The 12,233-nt window shown below is 66.2% G+C and carries 14 protein-coding genes and 1 pseudogene; 7 read left to right on the top strand and 8 right to left on the bottom strand.

Features of this window, described 5'->3' with window-relative positions:
• Positions 1 to 52 precede the first annotated feature (52 nt).
• The 7 genes and pseudogenes from K8374_RS21035 to cbiE all read right to left on the bottom strand — a co-directional run bounded on the left by K8374_RS21035 (position 53) and on the right by cbiE (position 4,893).
• Positions 53 to 484, bottom strand: coding sequence for a DUF2946 domain-containing protein (locus tag K8374_RS21035; protein ID WP_224457055.1), 432 nt, complete (start codon positions 482 to 484; stop codon positions 53 to 55).
• Positions 485 to 503: 19 nt separating this feature from the next.
• A complete protein-coding gene (locus K8374_RS21030) occupies positions 504 to 986 on the bottom strand; it encodes a copper chaperone PCu(A)C (protein ID WP_224457054.1) in 483 nt (160 codons plus the stop codon).
• Positions 987 to 1,032: 46 nt separating this feature from the next.
• Entirely contained in the window at positions 1,033 to 1,422 is a 390-nt protein-coding gene (locus tag K8374_RS21025) for a DUF2946 domain-containing protein (RefSeq protein ID WP_224457053.1), read from the bottom strand.
• Between the two features lie 172 nt (positions 1,423 to 1,594).
• Positions 1,595 to 1,807 (bottom strand): annotated as a pseudogene (locus tag K8374_RS21020) (PIN domain-containing protein); the annotation flags it as partial.
• Entirely contained in the window at positions 1,807 to 2,598 is a 792-nt protein-coding gene (locus K8374_RS21015; RefSeq protein ID WP_224457052.1) for a cobalt-precorrin-6A reductase, read from the bottom strand. The gene K8374_RS21015 and the pseudogene K8374_RS21020, both read right to left, overlap by 1 nt.
• Positions 2,595 to 3,689, bottom strand: a complete 1,095-nt coding sequence (locus tag K8374_RS21010) for a cobalt-precorrin-5B (C(1))-methyltransferase (RefSeq protein WP_224457051.1) — start codon at positions 3,687 to 3,689, stop codon at positions 2,595 to 2,597. The genes K8374_RS21015 and K8374_RS21010 overlap by 4 nt, the downstream gene beginning before the upstream one ends.
• On the bottom strand, positions 3,682 to 4,893 hold the full coding sequence (gene cbiE, locus K8374_RS21005; protein WP_224459378.1) for a precorrin-6y C5,15-methyltransferase (decarboxylating) subunit CbiE: 1,212 nt from the start codon (positions 4,891 to 4,893) through the stop codon (positions 3,682 to 3,684). The genes K8374_RS21010 and cbiE overlap by 8 nt, the downstream gene beginning before the upstream one ends.
• 175 nt (positions 4,894 to 5,068) lie before the next feature.
• Here cbiE and cobG point away from each other — a divergent pair, with 175 nt between their 5' ends.
• From cobG to K8374_RS20970, 7 genes are all read left to right on the top strand, one after another.
• On the top strand, positions 5,069 to 6,394 hold the full coding sequence (cobG, locus tag K8374_RS21000) for a precorrin-3B synthase (protein ID WP_224457050.1): 1,326 nt from the start codon (positions 5,069 to 5,071) through the stop codon (positions 6,392 to 6,394).
• Positions 6,387 to 7,013, top strand: coding sequence for a precorrin-8X methylmutase (locus tag K8374_RS20995; protein ID WP_084858769.1), 627 nt, complete (start codon positions 6,387 to 6,389; stop codon positions 7,011 to 7,013). Before cobG ends, K8374_RS20995 begins: the two co-directional genes overlap by 8 nt.
• Positions 7,010 to 7,744, top strand: coding sequence for a precorrin-2 C(20)-methyltransferase (locus tag K8374_RS20990; RefSeq protein ID WP_224457049.1), 735 nt, complete (start codon positions 7,010 to 7,012; stop codon positions 7,742 to 7,744). Before K8374_RS20995 ends, K8374_RS20990 begins: the two co-directional genes overlap by 4 nt.
• Positions 7,732 to 9,438 (top strand): precorrin-3B C(17)-methyltransferase, encoded by a 1,707-nt coding sequence (cobJ, locus tag K8374_RS20985; protein WP_224457048.1) that lies wholly within the window; start codon positions 7,732 to 7,734, stop codon positions 9,436 to 9,438. Before K8374_RS20990 ends, cobJ begins: the two co-directional genes overlap by 13 nt.
• A gap of 117 nt (positions 9,439 to 9,555) precedes the next feature.
• Positions 9,556 to 10,245, top strand: coding sequence for a hypothetical protein (locus K8374_RS20980; RefSeq protein WP_224457047.1), 690 nt, complete (start codon positions 9,556 to 9,558; stop codon positions 10,243 to 10,245).
• A 50-nt stretch (positions 10,246 to 10,295) separates the two neighbouring features.
• Positions 10,296 to 10,982: a hypothetical protein gene (locus K8374_RS20975; RefSeq protein ID WP_224457046.1), complete on the top strand. Its 687-nt coding sequence runs from the start codon at positions 10,296 to 10,298 to the stop codon at positions 10,980 to 10,982.
• Positions 10,975 to 11,628: a hypothetical protein gene (locus K8374_RS20970; RefSeq protein WP_224457045.1), complete on the top strand. Its 654-nt coding sequence runs from the start codon at positions 10,975 to 10,977 to the stop codon at positions 11,626 to 11,628. The genes K8374_RS20975 and K8374_RS20970 overlap by 8 nt, the downstream gene beginning before the upstream one ends.
• Here the strand turns inward: K8374_RS20970 and K8374_RS20965 are convergent.
• On the bottom strand, positions 11,621 to 12,217 hold the full coding sequence (locus K8374_RS20965) for a MarC family protein (RefSeq protein WP_224457044.1): 597 nt from the start codon (positions 12,215 to 12,217) through the stop codon (positions 11,621 to 11,623). The two genes, K8374_RS20970 and K8374_RS20965, sit on opposite strands and share 8 nt — an antisense overlap.
• Positions 12,218 to 12,233 lie beyond the last annotated feature (16 nt).

Raw genomic sequence — 12,233 nt, 5'->3', positions numbered from 1 at the left:
ATCAGTCATGAGTCAGCGCGAAGCCTCCTGGCTCCGTGCGATAACGGTGGTTTCAGACGCTGGTCGAAAGGGGCGGCGCGCGGCTGCGCGCACCGGGGAACACGGCCTGGCGGGCATGGCCCTGGCGCGTGGGGGCAAAGATGGGGTTGGAGGGCGCTGCGCTGGCGACGCTCAGCGGGCCAAGGGTTTGCGGTAGGGCGGGGTAGTTGAACAGCAGGCTGCAATAGCCGCATTTTTCCCACATCACATGCAGCTGGCCGTCGTTGCCTTTGCCGTGATGTGTGTCGCCGCCATGCTGATGGGCAGCGGCCATCGGCATGTCCATCGGCATGCTCATGCCGGCGTGGTGATCCATCGGCATCGACTGGGAAATCAGTGGGCCGATGAAAATCATCCACATGGCGAACAGGCTCAGCCAGCCACCCCCCAAGCGCCTGCGGTCAGGGCGGGAGGTGCGGGCGAACCGGTTGCGCGGCAGGCTCATGGCGAGTGCTCGTCAACGATCAATGATTATGCGCGTGCCCTTGCTGCTCGGCGGGCGGTTGCTGCTGCACGGCCACCTCGACGGTGACGTCGCCGGCTTTCTCGAAGTGCAGGGTCAGCGGGAAGCGCTTGCCGTCGCTGAGCAGGCTGCGGTCCTTGGGCTGCATCAGCATCACGTGGTAGGCGCTGGGGGCGAAGGTCAAGTCCTTGCCCGCCGGTACCAGCACGCTGGGCACCTGCTGCATTTTCATCAGGCCATCGGCAGTCCTGGCGTGCTCGTGCAACTGGGCGTCGTCGGTGATGGGGCTGTCCACCGAGAGCAGGCGGTCGTCCTCCTGGCCGTTGTTGTGCACGACAAAATAGGCCGCGACGTTGGGCGCATTGGGTGGCAGCGCCAGGGACCAGGGGTGGGCGATATGCAGGTCACCCACGGTGTATTCATGGGCGTTGGCGAAAGCGCCGGGCAGCATCAGGGCGGCCAGGACGAGGGCGTGCTTGAGCATGGTGAGTCTCCGATCTGTACAGGTTCAGGCAGACAGCGGGGTGAACTCAGGCCAGGGGGGACGCGCGGGGATTGAGCGCCGGCCATAGCTGGCGCGGCGTGGGTCGGTAGTCGGCAAGAGGCGCTACGAAGCCGGCCTGCACCAGTGGCGGGTTATGCAGCTGTGCAGGGTAGCCGGGCAATGCGAGCAGGGGCGCGGCGCCGGAGCAGCACCAGCAATTCATCATGCTGGCGCTGTCGTCACTCTGCGGCCCCAGGTCGATCTTGGCCAGGGCCTGGACATCGACCTTGCTCTTGTTCGCCATGCTCGAACAGAAGGCACCCCAAAGCAGCTGCTCGACCGGCCCTTTGGGCGCGGCCGACGACAGCGGCATGGCCAGCAGGTTGAACAGCACTGCCAGGCAGGCTATCCACGCAATGTGCCGACGTGGGGTCATGGGAGAGATCCGGTCAGGAATCAGATGGCTATTGTAAGGGCGAGTATAGGTAAAAATGCCCGGGTGCGATGAAGTGTCGCACCATGGGTGAGGGTTGGGTGTAGGGGCTTTCTCAAGGTGGTCCCTGTAAAAGCTGGCGCTTTGAGCGATGCCCGCCGAAATACCTGACAGGTCAACGGGCCGAAGACAGCCAGTCTTCTACACGTAACCCCGGTACACGAAGGAATTTTCGCTGGTTGTGGGTGACCAGTACCAGGCCGCGCGCTCTGGCGTGGCCCGCGATCATCTGGTCGTAGGGCCCGATGGGGCGACCTTCACATGCAAGTTCCGCTCGTAGTTGACCTGTGTGAGCCGCAGCATAGTTGTCATACTCCAGAACTTCCATCAGAACCCTTCGCGCTCCTGGTCGGCAGGTTGGTCGCGGTTGGCCATGAAGTCCTGGCTTGCGTCGAGGCCGAGGTCGGCAATGGCGTTCAGAAGCAAGCGTACCTCTTCATACTCCCGGTCGACTTTGGGCAATATCGGCCGCTTGAGCACCAGTACCGGCACCCCCAGCTCCCGGGCCACCTCGAGCTTGGGCTCGGTGGCGGTGCTGCCGCTGTTCTTGCTCACCAGTACATCGATTCGCCGCCGGGCGAACAAGGCGCGCTCGTCCGCGAGGTGGAACGGCCCGCGTGCGCCGATCACCTCACAGCGCTCGTTGCCGGGGCAGGCCTCGAGGGCGCGCAGCGTCCAGAATTGGTGGGCAGGGATTTCATGCAGGTGCTGCAAGGGTTCGCGACCGAGGGTGAACAAGGGCCGCTCGAAGGGGGCGAGGGCGTCGATCAGTTCGGCCCAGCCGTCCACCTCGCGCCAGTCATCGCCCGCCTGGGGCTGCCAGGCCGGGCGGCGCAGGGCCCAGCAGGGGATACCGACGGTGGCGGCGGCCTGGGCTGCGTTGGCGCTGATTTGCGCCGCATACGGGTGAGTGGCGTCGATCAGCAGGCCGATGCGTTCTTCGCGCAGGTAGGTGGCCAGGCCATCGGCGCCGCCATAGCCGCCCACGCGCACCTGGCAGGCGAGGTCCTGGGGTACGCGGCCGATGCCGGCGAGGCTGTAGACATGTTCAGGCCCCAACTGGCGGGCGATGGCCAGGGCTTCGGTGACACCGCCAAGCAGCAGGATACGCATGCTCATTGCACGCCCGCCCTGCCGACGATGCCACCTTGGCGATCGATGGCGAACACCTCGACCTGCACCTGGGCCGGCACCACGCTGCGGGCGAAGGCCAGGGCATGGGCGCACACTGCATCGCCCAGGGCGATGCCCGCCGTGTGGGCCAGGGCCAGGGCCTGCTGGCTGGTGTTGGCGTCGATGATGGCCGCCTGTAGCGTTGAGTCCGCGCCGATATCGGCAGCCCAGCGCGCCAGTTGCGGCAGGTCGATGCTCGAACTGCGGCTGTGCAGGTCCATGTGCCCGGCGGCGAGCTTGCTGATCTTGCCGAAGCCGCCACACAGGGTCAGGCGCGGCACCGGTACCTTGCGCAGATGCTTGAGCACGGCGCCGACGAAGTCGCCCATCTCGATCAGGGCGATTTCCGGCAGGCCGTAGAGCTGGCGCATGGTGTCTTCGCTGGCGTTGCCGGTGCAGGCGGCGATGTGGGTGTAGCCGTTGGTGTGGGCGACGTCGATGCCTTGCTGGATCGAGGCGATGTAGGCCGAGCAGGAAAATGGCCGGACGATGCCACTGGTGCCAAGGATCGACAGCCCGCCGAGGATGCCCAGGCGGGGGTTCATGGTCTTGAGAGCGAGTTGTTGGCCGTCGCGCACATTGACGGTCACCTCGAACCCACCTTCATGGCCGCATTCATCCGCCAGGCGCTGCAGGTGCTCGCTGATCATGCGCCGTGGCACCGGGTTGATGGCCGGCTCGCCCACCGCCAGCACCAGCCCGGGGCGGGTGACCGTGCCCACGCCCACGCCGGCGACGAAGCGTACGCCCGGCGTATCGAGCAGGCGTACCTGGCTGTAGAGCAGGGCGCCGTGGGTCACGTCGGGGTCATCGCCGGCATCCTTCAACGTGCCGGCCTCGGCGCCTTCGGCGATGAGGCGGCAGAATTCCAGGCGCATCTGCACCTGCTTGCCCTTGGGCAAGGTGATCTCCACGGCATCGGCAGGTTCGCCGGTGAGCAGCAGGCTTGCCGCCGCCAGGCTGGTGGCCGTGGCGCAGCTGCCGGTGGTCAGGCCGCTGCGCAGGGGGGCGGCTTTCTCGCGGGTTTCTTCACGCATCGAGAGGCTTCACCACGTCGAGCAGGGTGATCGGCAGGGCCTGGCGCCAGGTGTCGAAGCTGCCCAGGGGCTGGGCATGGGCCACATGGATACGGGTCAGCTCGCCGCCATGGGTGTCGCGGAACGTGGCCAGGGCCAGTTCGCTCTGCAGGGTCACGGCATTGGCCACCAGACGGCCGCCGGGGCGCAGCCGCTCCCAGCACGTCGCCAGTACGCCATCGCCAGTGACGCCGCCACCGATGAAGACCGCATCGGGGCGCTCCAGCCCGGCGAGCGCTTCGGGGGCCTTGCCGCGGACCAGTTGCAAACCGGGTACGCCGAGGGCGTCGCGGTTATGCTCGATATGCGCCTGGCGCCCTTGGTCGGCCTCGATGGCCAGGGCGCGGCAACTGGGGTGGGCGCGCATCCACTCGATGCCGATCGAGCCGCAGCCGGCGCCCACGTCCCACAGCAGCTCACCAGGGCGAGGGGCCAGGCGGGCGAGGGTGATGGCGCGCACGTCGCGCTTGGTCAACTGGCCGTCATGGCGAAAGGCGTTATCGGGCAGGCCGACAACGGGCGATAGCTGCAGGGTGGCGGCCGAGGCCTGGCATTCGATGGCCACCAGGTTCAGGTCTGCGGCCCGGCCGTGGGGCCAGTCTTCTGCGCTGCCGGACAACTGGCGTGCCTGGGGGCCGCCCAGGTGTTCGAGGACCTGCAGCCGGCTGGGGCCGAAGCCACGCTCGCAAAGCAGCCGGGCAATGGCTGCCGGGCTGTCGCCGTCGTTGCTCAGCACCAGCAGGCGCAGCCCGCTGTAGAGGTGGGCATTGAGCGCGGCCAGGGGGCGGGCGACGAGCGACACCACCTGCACGTCCTGCAACGCCCAGCCCAGGTGGGCGGCGGCCAGGGCGCAGGACGATGGCATCGGCAGCACCAACAGTTCTTCGGCGGGTAGGTGGCGGGCGAGGCTGGCACCGACGCCGTAGAACATCGGGTCGCCGCTGGCCAGCACGCACACCGGCTCGCCACGCAGGGCCAGGACCGGGGCCAGGGAGAACGGGCTCGGCCAGTTCAGGCGTTCGCCGGCCACGCAGCGAGGCAGGAGCGCCAGCTGGCGCGGGCTGCCAAAGATCCGTGGGGCACCCAGCACGGCGCGCCGGGCCTGCTTGCCCAAGCCGCTGAAGCCGTCTTCGCCGATGCCCACTATTGTCAGCCAGGGTGCCATCTGTTGTTGATCCGCCATGTTGGGGCGCGCTGCAGCTCATCGCGGGGCAAGCCCGCTGTTATAGAGTCCGCGTTTACCGCCCTGAAATTCTGTGTCGTGTTCGACCGCCGGTTTTTCATGCCGCCGGACAAAGCAGGCATAATACCGCGCCTTCTACACTCAAGCGCATTTCAAGATGCCGGATGCCCCCTTGACGCAGCCACCAAGCACCCTCGTGTCGCCCCGCCCCTCGGCCTGCCCGGGGTTGTGGCGCATCGTCGACGCGCGCGACGGCGGGATCTGCCGCATCAAGCTGCCTGGTGGCCTGCTGCAGGCCAAGCAGGCCGAAGCCGTGGCCGACGTCGCCGAGGGCTTCGCCACGGCCGTGATCGAAGCGACCAACCGCGCCAACCTGCAGATCCGTGGCATTGGCAACGACCGCCAGGGCCTGGTGCAGAACTTGCTCGATGCCGGGCTCGGGCCGCGTGATGCCGCGTTCGATGATGTGCGTAACCTGATGCTCAGCCCACTCGCCGGCCTCGACCCCGCCATGCTGCTCGATACCCGCCCATTGGCCGGGGAAATTCTGCGGATGCTGGAAACCACCCCTCGCTTGCATGAACTGTCGGCCAAGTTCGCCATCCAGCTCGACGGCGGCGAAGGCCTGGCGATGCTCGAGCACCCCCATGACCTGTGGCTGTCGGCAATGACGCTCGACCAGCACACCTGGCTTGCGTTCGGCCTGGCCGGGTGCCCTGGCCAGGCGATGGGCGCCGTGCCGGTCGAACAGGGGCTGGCGCTGGTGCAGGCAGTGCTGGTGCGCTTCCTCGACCTGGCCGGGCCGCAGCAGTCGCGCATGCGCCAGTTGCTCGCCGGTTGCCCGGTCGACGCGTTCATCGGCGGCCTGGGTCTGGATATCCGCCGTGATGCAGCGGTACTTGGCTGGCGCCGTGCGCCGGCCCGGGCCCCGTGGCTTGGTCCCTTGGCCCAGCGACAGGGCATGGCCCTGGGTATCGCTCCGCCGTTGGGGCGCCTGACATCGACCCAGCTGCGCGGCATCGCTGCCTTGGCTCGGGCATCGGGCGATGGCAGCCTGCGCCTGAGCCCTTGGCAAAGCCTGGTGATACCCAACCTGAACCCGACGCGGCTCGAGCAGGCCCAGGCAGCATTGCACGCCCTGGGCCTGCTTTGCCACGCCGATCACCCCCTTGCCCGGCTCACCGCCTGTACCGGCTCCACAGGGTGCGCCAAGGCCTTGGCCGACACCAAGGCCGATGCCCAGGTGCTCGCGCCCTTGTTGCAGGCCGGGCGCCCCGGCAGCGTGCACCTGTCCGGCTGCCCCCGTTCCTGCGCTGCGGCCCATGTCGCCCCGGCCACCTTGCTGGCCCGCTCGCCGGGCCGATACGACCTTTATCTGCGCGACAGGCAACAGCCGGGTTTCGGCAGGCTTCGCGCAACCGACATCACCCCAGAAGAAGCAGGCGCCATGCTCGACCTGCCGACGGAGCACCTTGATGATTGACTACATCCGCGATGGTCAGGAGATCTATCGCAATTCCTTCCGGATCATCCGCGAGGAAGCCCGGCTCGAGCGGATACCCGCCGACCTGGAGAAGCTCGCCGTGCGGGTGATCCATGCCTGCGGCATGGTCGATGCCATCGACGGCCTGCAGTTTTCCGAAGGTGCCGGGCGCGCCGGCCGCGAAGCCCTGGCCAAGGGGGCGCCGATCCTGTGTGATGCACACATGGTCGCCGAAGGCGTGACCCGCGCGCGCCTGCCGGCCGACAACCCGGTGATCTGCACCTTGCGCGACCCCAGCGTACCGGACCTTGCCAAGGCGCAGGGCAACACCCGCTCGGCCGTGGCCCTGGAACTGTGGCGCCCGTACCTGGAGGGCAGCGTGGTGGTGATCGGCAACGCCCCGACAGCGTTGTTCTACCTGCTGGAAATGCTCGACGCCGGTGCGCCCAAGCCTGCGCTGATCCTGGGCTTCCCGGTGGGCTTCGTCGGCGCCGCGGAGTCCAAGGCGATGCTGGCCGCCGACAGCCGCGGCGTGCCGTTCGTGATCATGCAGGGCCGCCTGGGCGGTAGCGCGATGGCCGCCGCCGCGGTCAATGCCCTGGCCACGGAGGTGGAATGATGCAGCCGCGTGGACGTCTGTTCGGCCTGGGCGTAGGCCCCGGCGACCCGGAACTGATCACGGTCAAGGCCCTGCGCCTGCTGCGCGAGGCCCCCGTGGTGGCCTACTTCGTGGCCAAGGGCAAGCGGGGCAATGCCTTCGGCATCATCGAGGCGCACCTGCAGGCGGCGCAGACCTTGCTGCCACTGGTGTATCCGGTGACGACCGAAGTGCTGCCAGCGCCGCTGTCCTACGAACAGGTGATCAGCGACTTCTACGACGAGGCCGCCCTGCAGGTGGCCGCGCACCTGGACGCCGGGCGTGACGTGGCGGTGATCTGCGAGGGCGACCCGTTCTTCTACGGCTCCTACATGTACCTGCACGACCGCCTGGCCCAGCGCTACGAGGCCGAGGTCGTCCCTGGCGTGTGTTCGATGCTCGGAGGGGCCTCGGTGCTGGGCGCGCCGCTGGTGTATCGCAACCAGAGCTTGTCGGTCCTCTCCGGCGTGTTGCCCCACGAGGAACTCAAGCGGCGCCTGGCCGATGCCGATGCCGCCGTGATCATGAAGCTTGGGCGCAACTTCCCCAAGGTGCGCCAGGTGCTGGGCGAGCTGGGCCTGGAGGGGCGCGCGCTGTACGTAGAGCGCGCGACCATGGCCAACCAGAAGATCGTCCCGCTGGACGAGGTGGACCCGCAATCCTCGCCGTACTTCTCGCTGATCGTCGTACCGGGTGAAAAATGGCAGGGCTGAACATGCAGAAGGCCCCGGCGATCGTCATCCTCGGCCCCGGCAGCCTGGCTACCGCGCAGCGGATCCAGCGGTGTTATCCACAGGCGACGATCCATGGCCTGCAAGGGCGGGTCGAGGACGTGGATGCACACTACGACAACTTCGGTGACACCCTGCGCCAGCTCTACCGGCAGGGCTCGCCGATCATTGCCTTGTGCGCTGCCGGCATCGTGATTCGCAGCCTGGCCGGCCTGCTCGCGGAAAAGGGCGCCGAGCCACCGGTTCTGGCGGTGGCCGAGGATGGCAGCGCCGTGGTGCCGCTGCTGGGTGGCCTGGGCGGGGTCAATGTCATGGCTCGGGAGATCGGCCTGGCGCTGGACGTTGCACCAGCCATCACCACCAGTGGCGAGCTGCGTTTCGGCACCTGCCTGCTCAACCCGCCGCCCGGCTACACACTGGCGGACCTGGAGCAGGGCAAGCGCTTCGTTTCCGACCTGTTGGCCGGTGAGGCGGTACGCGTGGAAGGCGAGGCGCCCTGGCTTGCCCAGGCGCACCTGCCGCAGGACCAGGCTGCCCAGCGCGCCATCCATGTGGGCTGTGAAGCGCGGCCGACCAGCCGTGACGAGTTGTTGATCCATGCCCGCTGCGTGGTCGTGGCGGTCGAAGACAATGGCCCGGGTGTCGTCGAACGGGTACGTGAGGGGCTGCGCAAGGCCGGTATCGCCGAGCAGTCGCTGGCATGTCTGCTGGCCGGCGAACAGGCCATGGCCGACCAGGGCCTGCACGATGCGGCGCAAGCACTGGGTGTCGAACTGCGCTTCGCCACCCTGGCCTCGGACCTTGCCGGGATGGTCGCCGAAGCCGTGCCCGGAGCCCGGTTGATCGTACAGGACGGTCTCGTCGTCGCGGTGGCTGCGGCGCCCGTGGATGCCCTGCAGGTGGGCAGGCGTCGAGGGCGCCTGGCCGTGATCGGGCTTGGCCCCGGCGCGGCCGAGCTGATGGTCCCGGCGGTCAAGGCCGAGCTGGCCCGTGCCCAGGACGTACTCGGCTACGAGACCTATGTGCGTATGGCCGGCCCGTTCCGTGAGGACCAGGTACTGCATTGCACCGACAACCGCGAAGAGATGCAACGCGCCCGTCATGCCTTCGAGCTGGCGGCCCAGGGGCGTTCAGTGGTGGTGGTGTCCTCCGGGGACCCGGGAGTGTTCGCCATGGCAGCCGCCGTGCTCGAAGCCTTGCACGAATCCAGTGACCCGGCCTGGCATCGGGTGGACCTGGAGATCCTGCCTGGGGTCTCGGCTTCGCTGGCCACCGCTGCCCAGGCGGGGGCGCCGCTGGGCCATGACTTCTGCGTCATGTCGTTGTCGGACAACCTCAAGCCTTGGTCGATCATCGAGCGGCGCCTGGACCTTGCCGCCCAGGCTGACCTGGTGCTGGCCTTCTACAATCCGATATCACGTTCGCGGCCCTGGCAGCTGGGGCGTGCCCTGGACACCGTGCGCCAGCACCGTGACGGGCAAACACCTGTAGTCCTTGGCCGAGATATCGGTAGGCCAGGGCAGACGCTCAGGGTCGTCACCTTGGCCGAGCTGGTGCCGGAAATGGTCGACATGCGCACCATGGTGTTGGTGGGGTCGTCGACCACCTGCCGGTTCGAGCGGCCTGGCGGCGGCGAATGGGTCTATACACCGCGTTGGTACGGCGCCCGACCCTGAGGGTTGGAGGCTTACCGGGCCAGGAAGTCTTTCGCGGCAGGCACGGCCTGTCGCGCTCGGTAGGTTGATGGCTGGAGTCACCCGGCTCCAGCTTCAACCTACCGAGGAACCATGGCCATGAGCGAAAAAATCGAGAATCAGCGCGTCGAAGTGCTGGCTGACAAGAATCTGTTCGTCTTCCCTGACCACATGAGTCTGGCGAACTGTAACGCTGCCAAGGAATGTCACGTCTTCGCCACCCAGGCGGCCACCGCGCAGTTTCACCCGACGACCCAGGCGGACCAATGGTTCGGCTTCTACATCGATGTCATGCAGCAAACGGGGTGGATACCGGTTCGCTATGAAATGAACCGCACCGTCAGCAGTAATGTGCAGTTGCAGGTCAGCAACTTGCTGGGCAAGGGGTTGCAGGTAGCGCTGGGCTTTCTATCCGGTGGCATCATCGGTGCTGCCAAGGAGGTCGGCACGGCGGCGATCGACGCGCTTGCCAATAGCCCCGAAGCCATCGAATTGCTTCAGCGCGACACCCTCGAAAAGGATCGCAGCGGCCTGAGCCTGGCACAGTGCAACCAGTCGGCCAACGGTGAGGTAGTCATGCTGCTGACCGCTGTCCATACCGATGCCGAGCCGGACGTGAACGGTAACTTCCTGCTGTTCAAATGGAACAGCAATGGCAGCACCACGTATACCGGTGTTGCTGCGCTGGTCTTCCATCGTGGCCTCTACGAGCAGAACCGCGATGTCTTGATCGACCGCGTGAGCAAGAATGCCCGCTCCACCTTGCTGAGCCTGAAACTCAAGCGTTGAGCCCATACGCATCGGGAATCGTTCCCGATGCGCCTTTGGAGGGATGAATCATGCCCCATGATTACACCTTGTGGCTCAACGGCAACAGCCTGGTGCTGATGTCCAGTGCGTTGAGTGCGCAACAGATCGAAACCTTGCTCGACCTGCAATTGGCTGCCTACCTTCAGGCGAGCGCGGAATATGCCGTGTTCGATGACTACACACGGTGGCGGTTGGAATACCGTAACACCCAGTTGAACCTGGGTTGCCCCTTCACCGAACTGGCATCGCCCGACACACCTGTGGTGTCGATCGAACCGTTCAAGGCATTGTGCGGCAGTGTGTTGAGCAAGCTTGCACCTGTGTACCGAGCGGGAGCAGCCCGTTGCCTGAAGGCTGTCGACCTGCCTGAGGCGCACCCAGCCTTGCAGGCCCTATGGACCGAATGCGTCCAACCCCCCGAACAGGGCCTTTGCGCCACCTTGGCGGCCGAGCTACGGGTGGTGTTGCCTGATGCGTCGATCGTGAGCGGGGAGATGCGCTTCAAAAGCCGGGAGGGCATCGAACGACGTTGGCCCTGGCAGCGGTTCGATGTATTGGCGTTGGAACAATTGACGTTGCACGCTACCCATTACGTGGTTTCCGAACGTGCGCTGGCGGACATCCGTGATGGGCTTCGGGAGAAGTACGCGCATGTGCGAGCCCAGTACGTATGCCAGGTCGCCTTGCCCATGTCGGGAGGGCGACACCATGAATGAAGCAAGCAGTGCCAGTGTCGTCTCTGGCAGCCTGGCGGCGTTCATGCCTGGTGTAAGCCCTGCGGATCGGGAGGACATCCTGTTGGTGAACCTGTTCGCGCAGCGCGCGACGCGCGACGAATACACCTCTGGCTTGAACAGCAACTGGTTCGACAACTACCGGCGCAAACTGAGCTACCTGGGGTGGGATGCCACGCCGCCACCCAATGTGCAGCGTCGGGGCCCGGACCGTGGGCGGCTGGTGGACCATGCCGTGACGCAGATCGAGCAGGCGGGCTCAGGCGTGCATGCCGAGTTGACCGGCCAAGCGTTGAACGCGCTTGAAAACGACCCGAAGGCGATGCGGGTATTCGAGATAAACGCGCGAACGGGGAGCACGTTGCATTTCCAGTTGTTGCCCTGCGTGCGTCATTCGGGCGATTACTTCGACATGGTGCTTTATCACATGGAGCTGAATGTGCCGCTCGATACCAGGTTGGGAGGGGTTCTGTTCTACAGCTTCGACCACAAGTCCCAGGTACGCATCCAAAGTGCGGAGCTGATCCGCTTCAATCTGCGGATCTTCCGGGATGAGTTCAAGGCGAAGGTGCAATCCCGAGTGACCGCGCAAAGTCGTCGATCGATTCTCGACCTCAAGCTCAGGTGAGCAGGTAGCCCTTGATCCCGGTGAAGATGATCTGCGCCGCCAGTGCGCAGACGAACAACCCCATCAGGCGGCTGACGATCTGCAGGCCCTGGTCGCCGAGGATGCGTTCGATATGGTACGAGAGGTAGAGCACCAGGCCTACGGTGAAGCTGGCCAGGGCGATGCTGACAATGGCCAGCAGCTTGTCATCCCAGTGTGGCTGGCCCACGCCCATCACCAACAGTGCACCAATGGTGCCGGGGCCGACGGTGAGCGGGATGGTCAGCGGCACGATGGTCACATCCTGCTGCACGTTGTCGGCCTGTACCGCCGACTTGCCCTGGGCCATGCCCAGGGCTGAGATGAACAGCACGCTGCCGGCGCCGATACGGAAGGCGTCGGCGGTAATGCCGAACACGCCGAAGATCACCCGCCCGAACAGGTAGAGCAGGACGCTGGCCACCAGCACGGCGACGGCCACACGCCAGGCCAGTTGCTTGCGCTCCTTGCTGGAATAGCCGCGGGTCAGGCTGATGAAGCAGGACAGCACGAAGAACGGGCTGTAGAGCACGAGCATTTTCAGGTAGACGCTGAACAACTCATGGAGCATGGCGTGGATCCATGGC

Source organism: Pseudomonas sp. p1(2021b) (genome assembly GCF_020151015.1).
Lineage (GTDB): Bacteria > Pseudomonadota > Gammaproteobacteria > Pseudomonadales > Pseudomonadaceae > Aquipseudomonas > Aquipseudomonas putida_K.
The sequence above is the reverse complement of the archived record's forward strand: the minus strand, read 5'-3'. Positions and strand labels throughout refer to the sequence as shown.

What these genes read in the sequence shown, in the direction of transcription:
- K8374_RS21035 (WP_224457055.1), bottom strand. Translation starts at nt 484, where the DNA reads ATGAGCCTGCCGCGCAACCGGTTCGCCCGCACCTCCCGCCCTGACCGC.
- K8374_RS21030 (WP_224457054.1), bottom strand. Translation starts at nt 986, where the DNA reads ATGCTCAAGCACGCCCTCGTCCTGGCCGCCCTGATGCTGCCCGGCGCT.
- K8374_RS21025 (WP_224457053.1), bottom strand. Translation starts at nt 1,422, where the DNA reads ATGACCCCACGTCGGCACATTGCGTGGATAGCCTGCCTGGCAGTGCTG.
- K8374_RS21015 (WP_224457052.1), bottom strand. Translation starts at nt 2,598, where the DNA reads ATGAGCATGCGTATCCTGCTGCTTGGCGGTGTCACCGAAGCCCTGGCC.
- K8374_RS21010 (WP_224457051.1), bottom strand. Translation starts at nt 3,689, where the DNA reads ATGCGTGAAGAAACCCGCGAGAAAGCCGCCCCCCTGCGCAGCGGCCTG.
- cbiE (WP_224459378.1), bottom strand. Translation starts at nt 4,893, where the DNA reads ATGGCACCCTGGCTGACAATAGTGGGCATCGGCGAAGACGGCTTCAGC.
- cobG (WP_224457050.1), top strand. Translation starts at nt 5,069, where the DNA reads ATGCCGGATGCCCCCTTGACGCAGCCACCAAGCACCCTCGTGTCGCCC.
- K8374_RS20995 (WP_084858769.1), top strand. Translation starts at nt 6,387, where the DNA reads ATGATTGACTACATCCGCGATGGTCAGGAGATCTATCGCAATTCCTTC.
- K8374_RS20990 (WP_224457049.1), top strand. Translation starts at nt 7,010, where the DNA reads ATGATGCAGCCGCGTGGACGTCTGTTCGGCCTGGGCGTAGGCCCCGGC.
- cobJ (WP_224457048.1), top strand. Translation starts at nt 7,732, where the DNA reads ATGGCAGGGCTGAACATGCAGAAGGCCCCGGCGATCGTCATCCTCGGC.
- K8374_RS20980 (WP_224457047.1), top strand. Translation starts at nt 9,556, where the DNA reads ATGAGCGAAAAAATCGAGAATCAGCGCGTCGAAGTGCTGGCTGACAAG.
- K8374_RS20975 (WP_224457046.1), top strand. Translation starts at nt 10,296, where the DNA reads ATGCCCCATGATTACACCTTGTGGCTCAACGGCAACAGCCTGGTGCTG.
- K8374_RS20970 (WP_224457045.1), top strand. Translation starts at nt 10,975, where the DNA reads ATGAATGAAGCAAGCAGTGCCAGTGTCGTCTCTGGCAGCCTGGCGGCG.
- K8374_RS20965 (WP_224457044.1), bottom strand. Translation starts at nt 12,217, where the DNA reads ATGCTCCATGAGTTGTTCAGCGTCTACCTGAAAATGCTCGTGCTCTAC.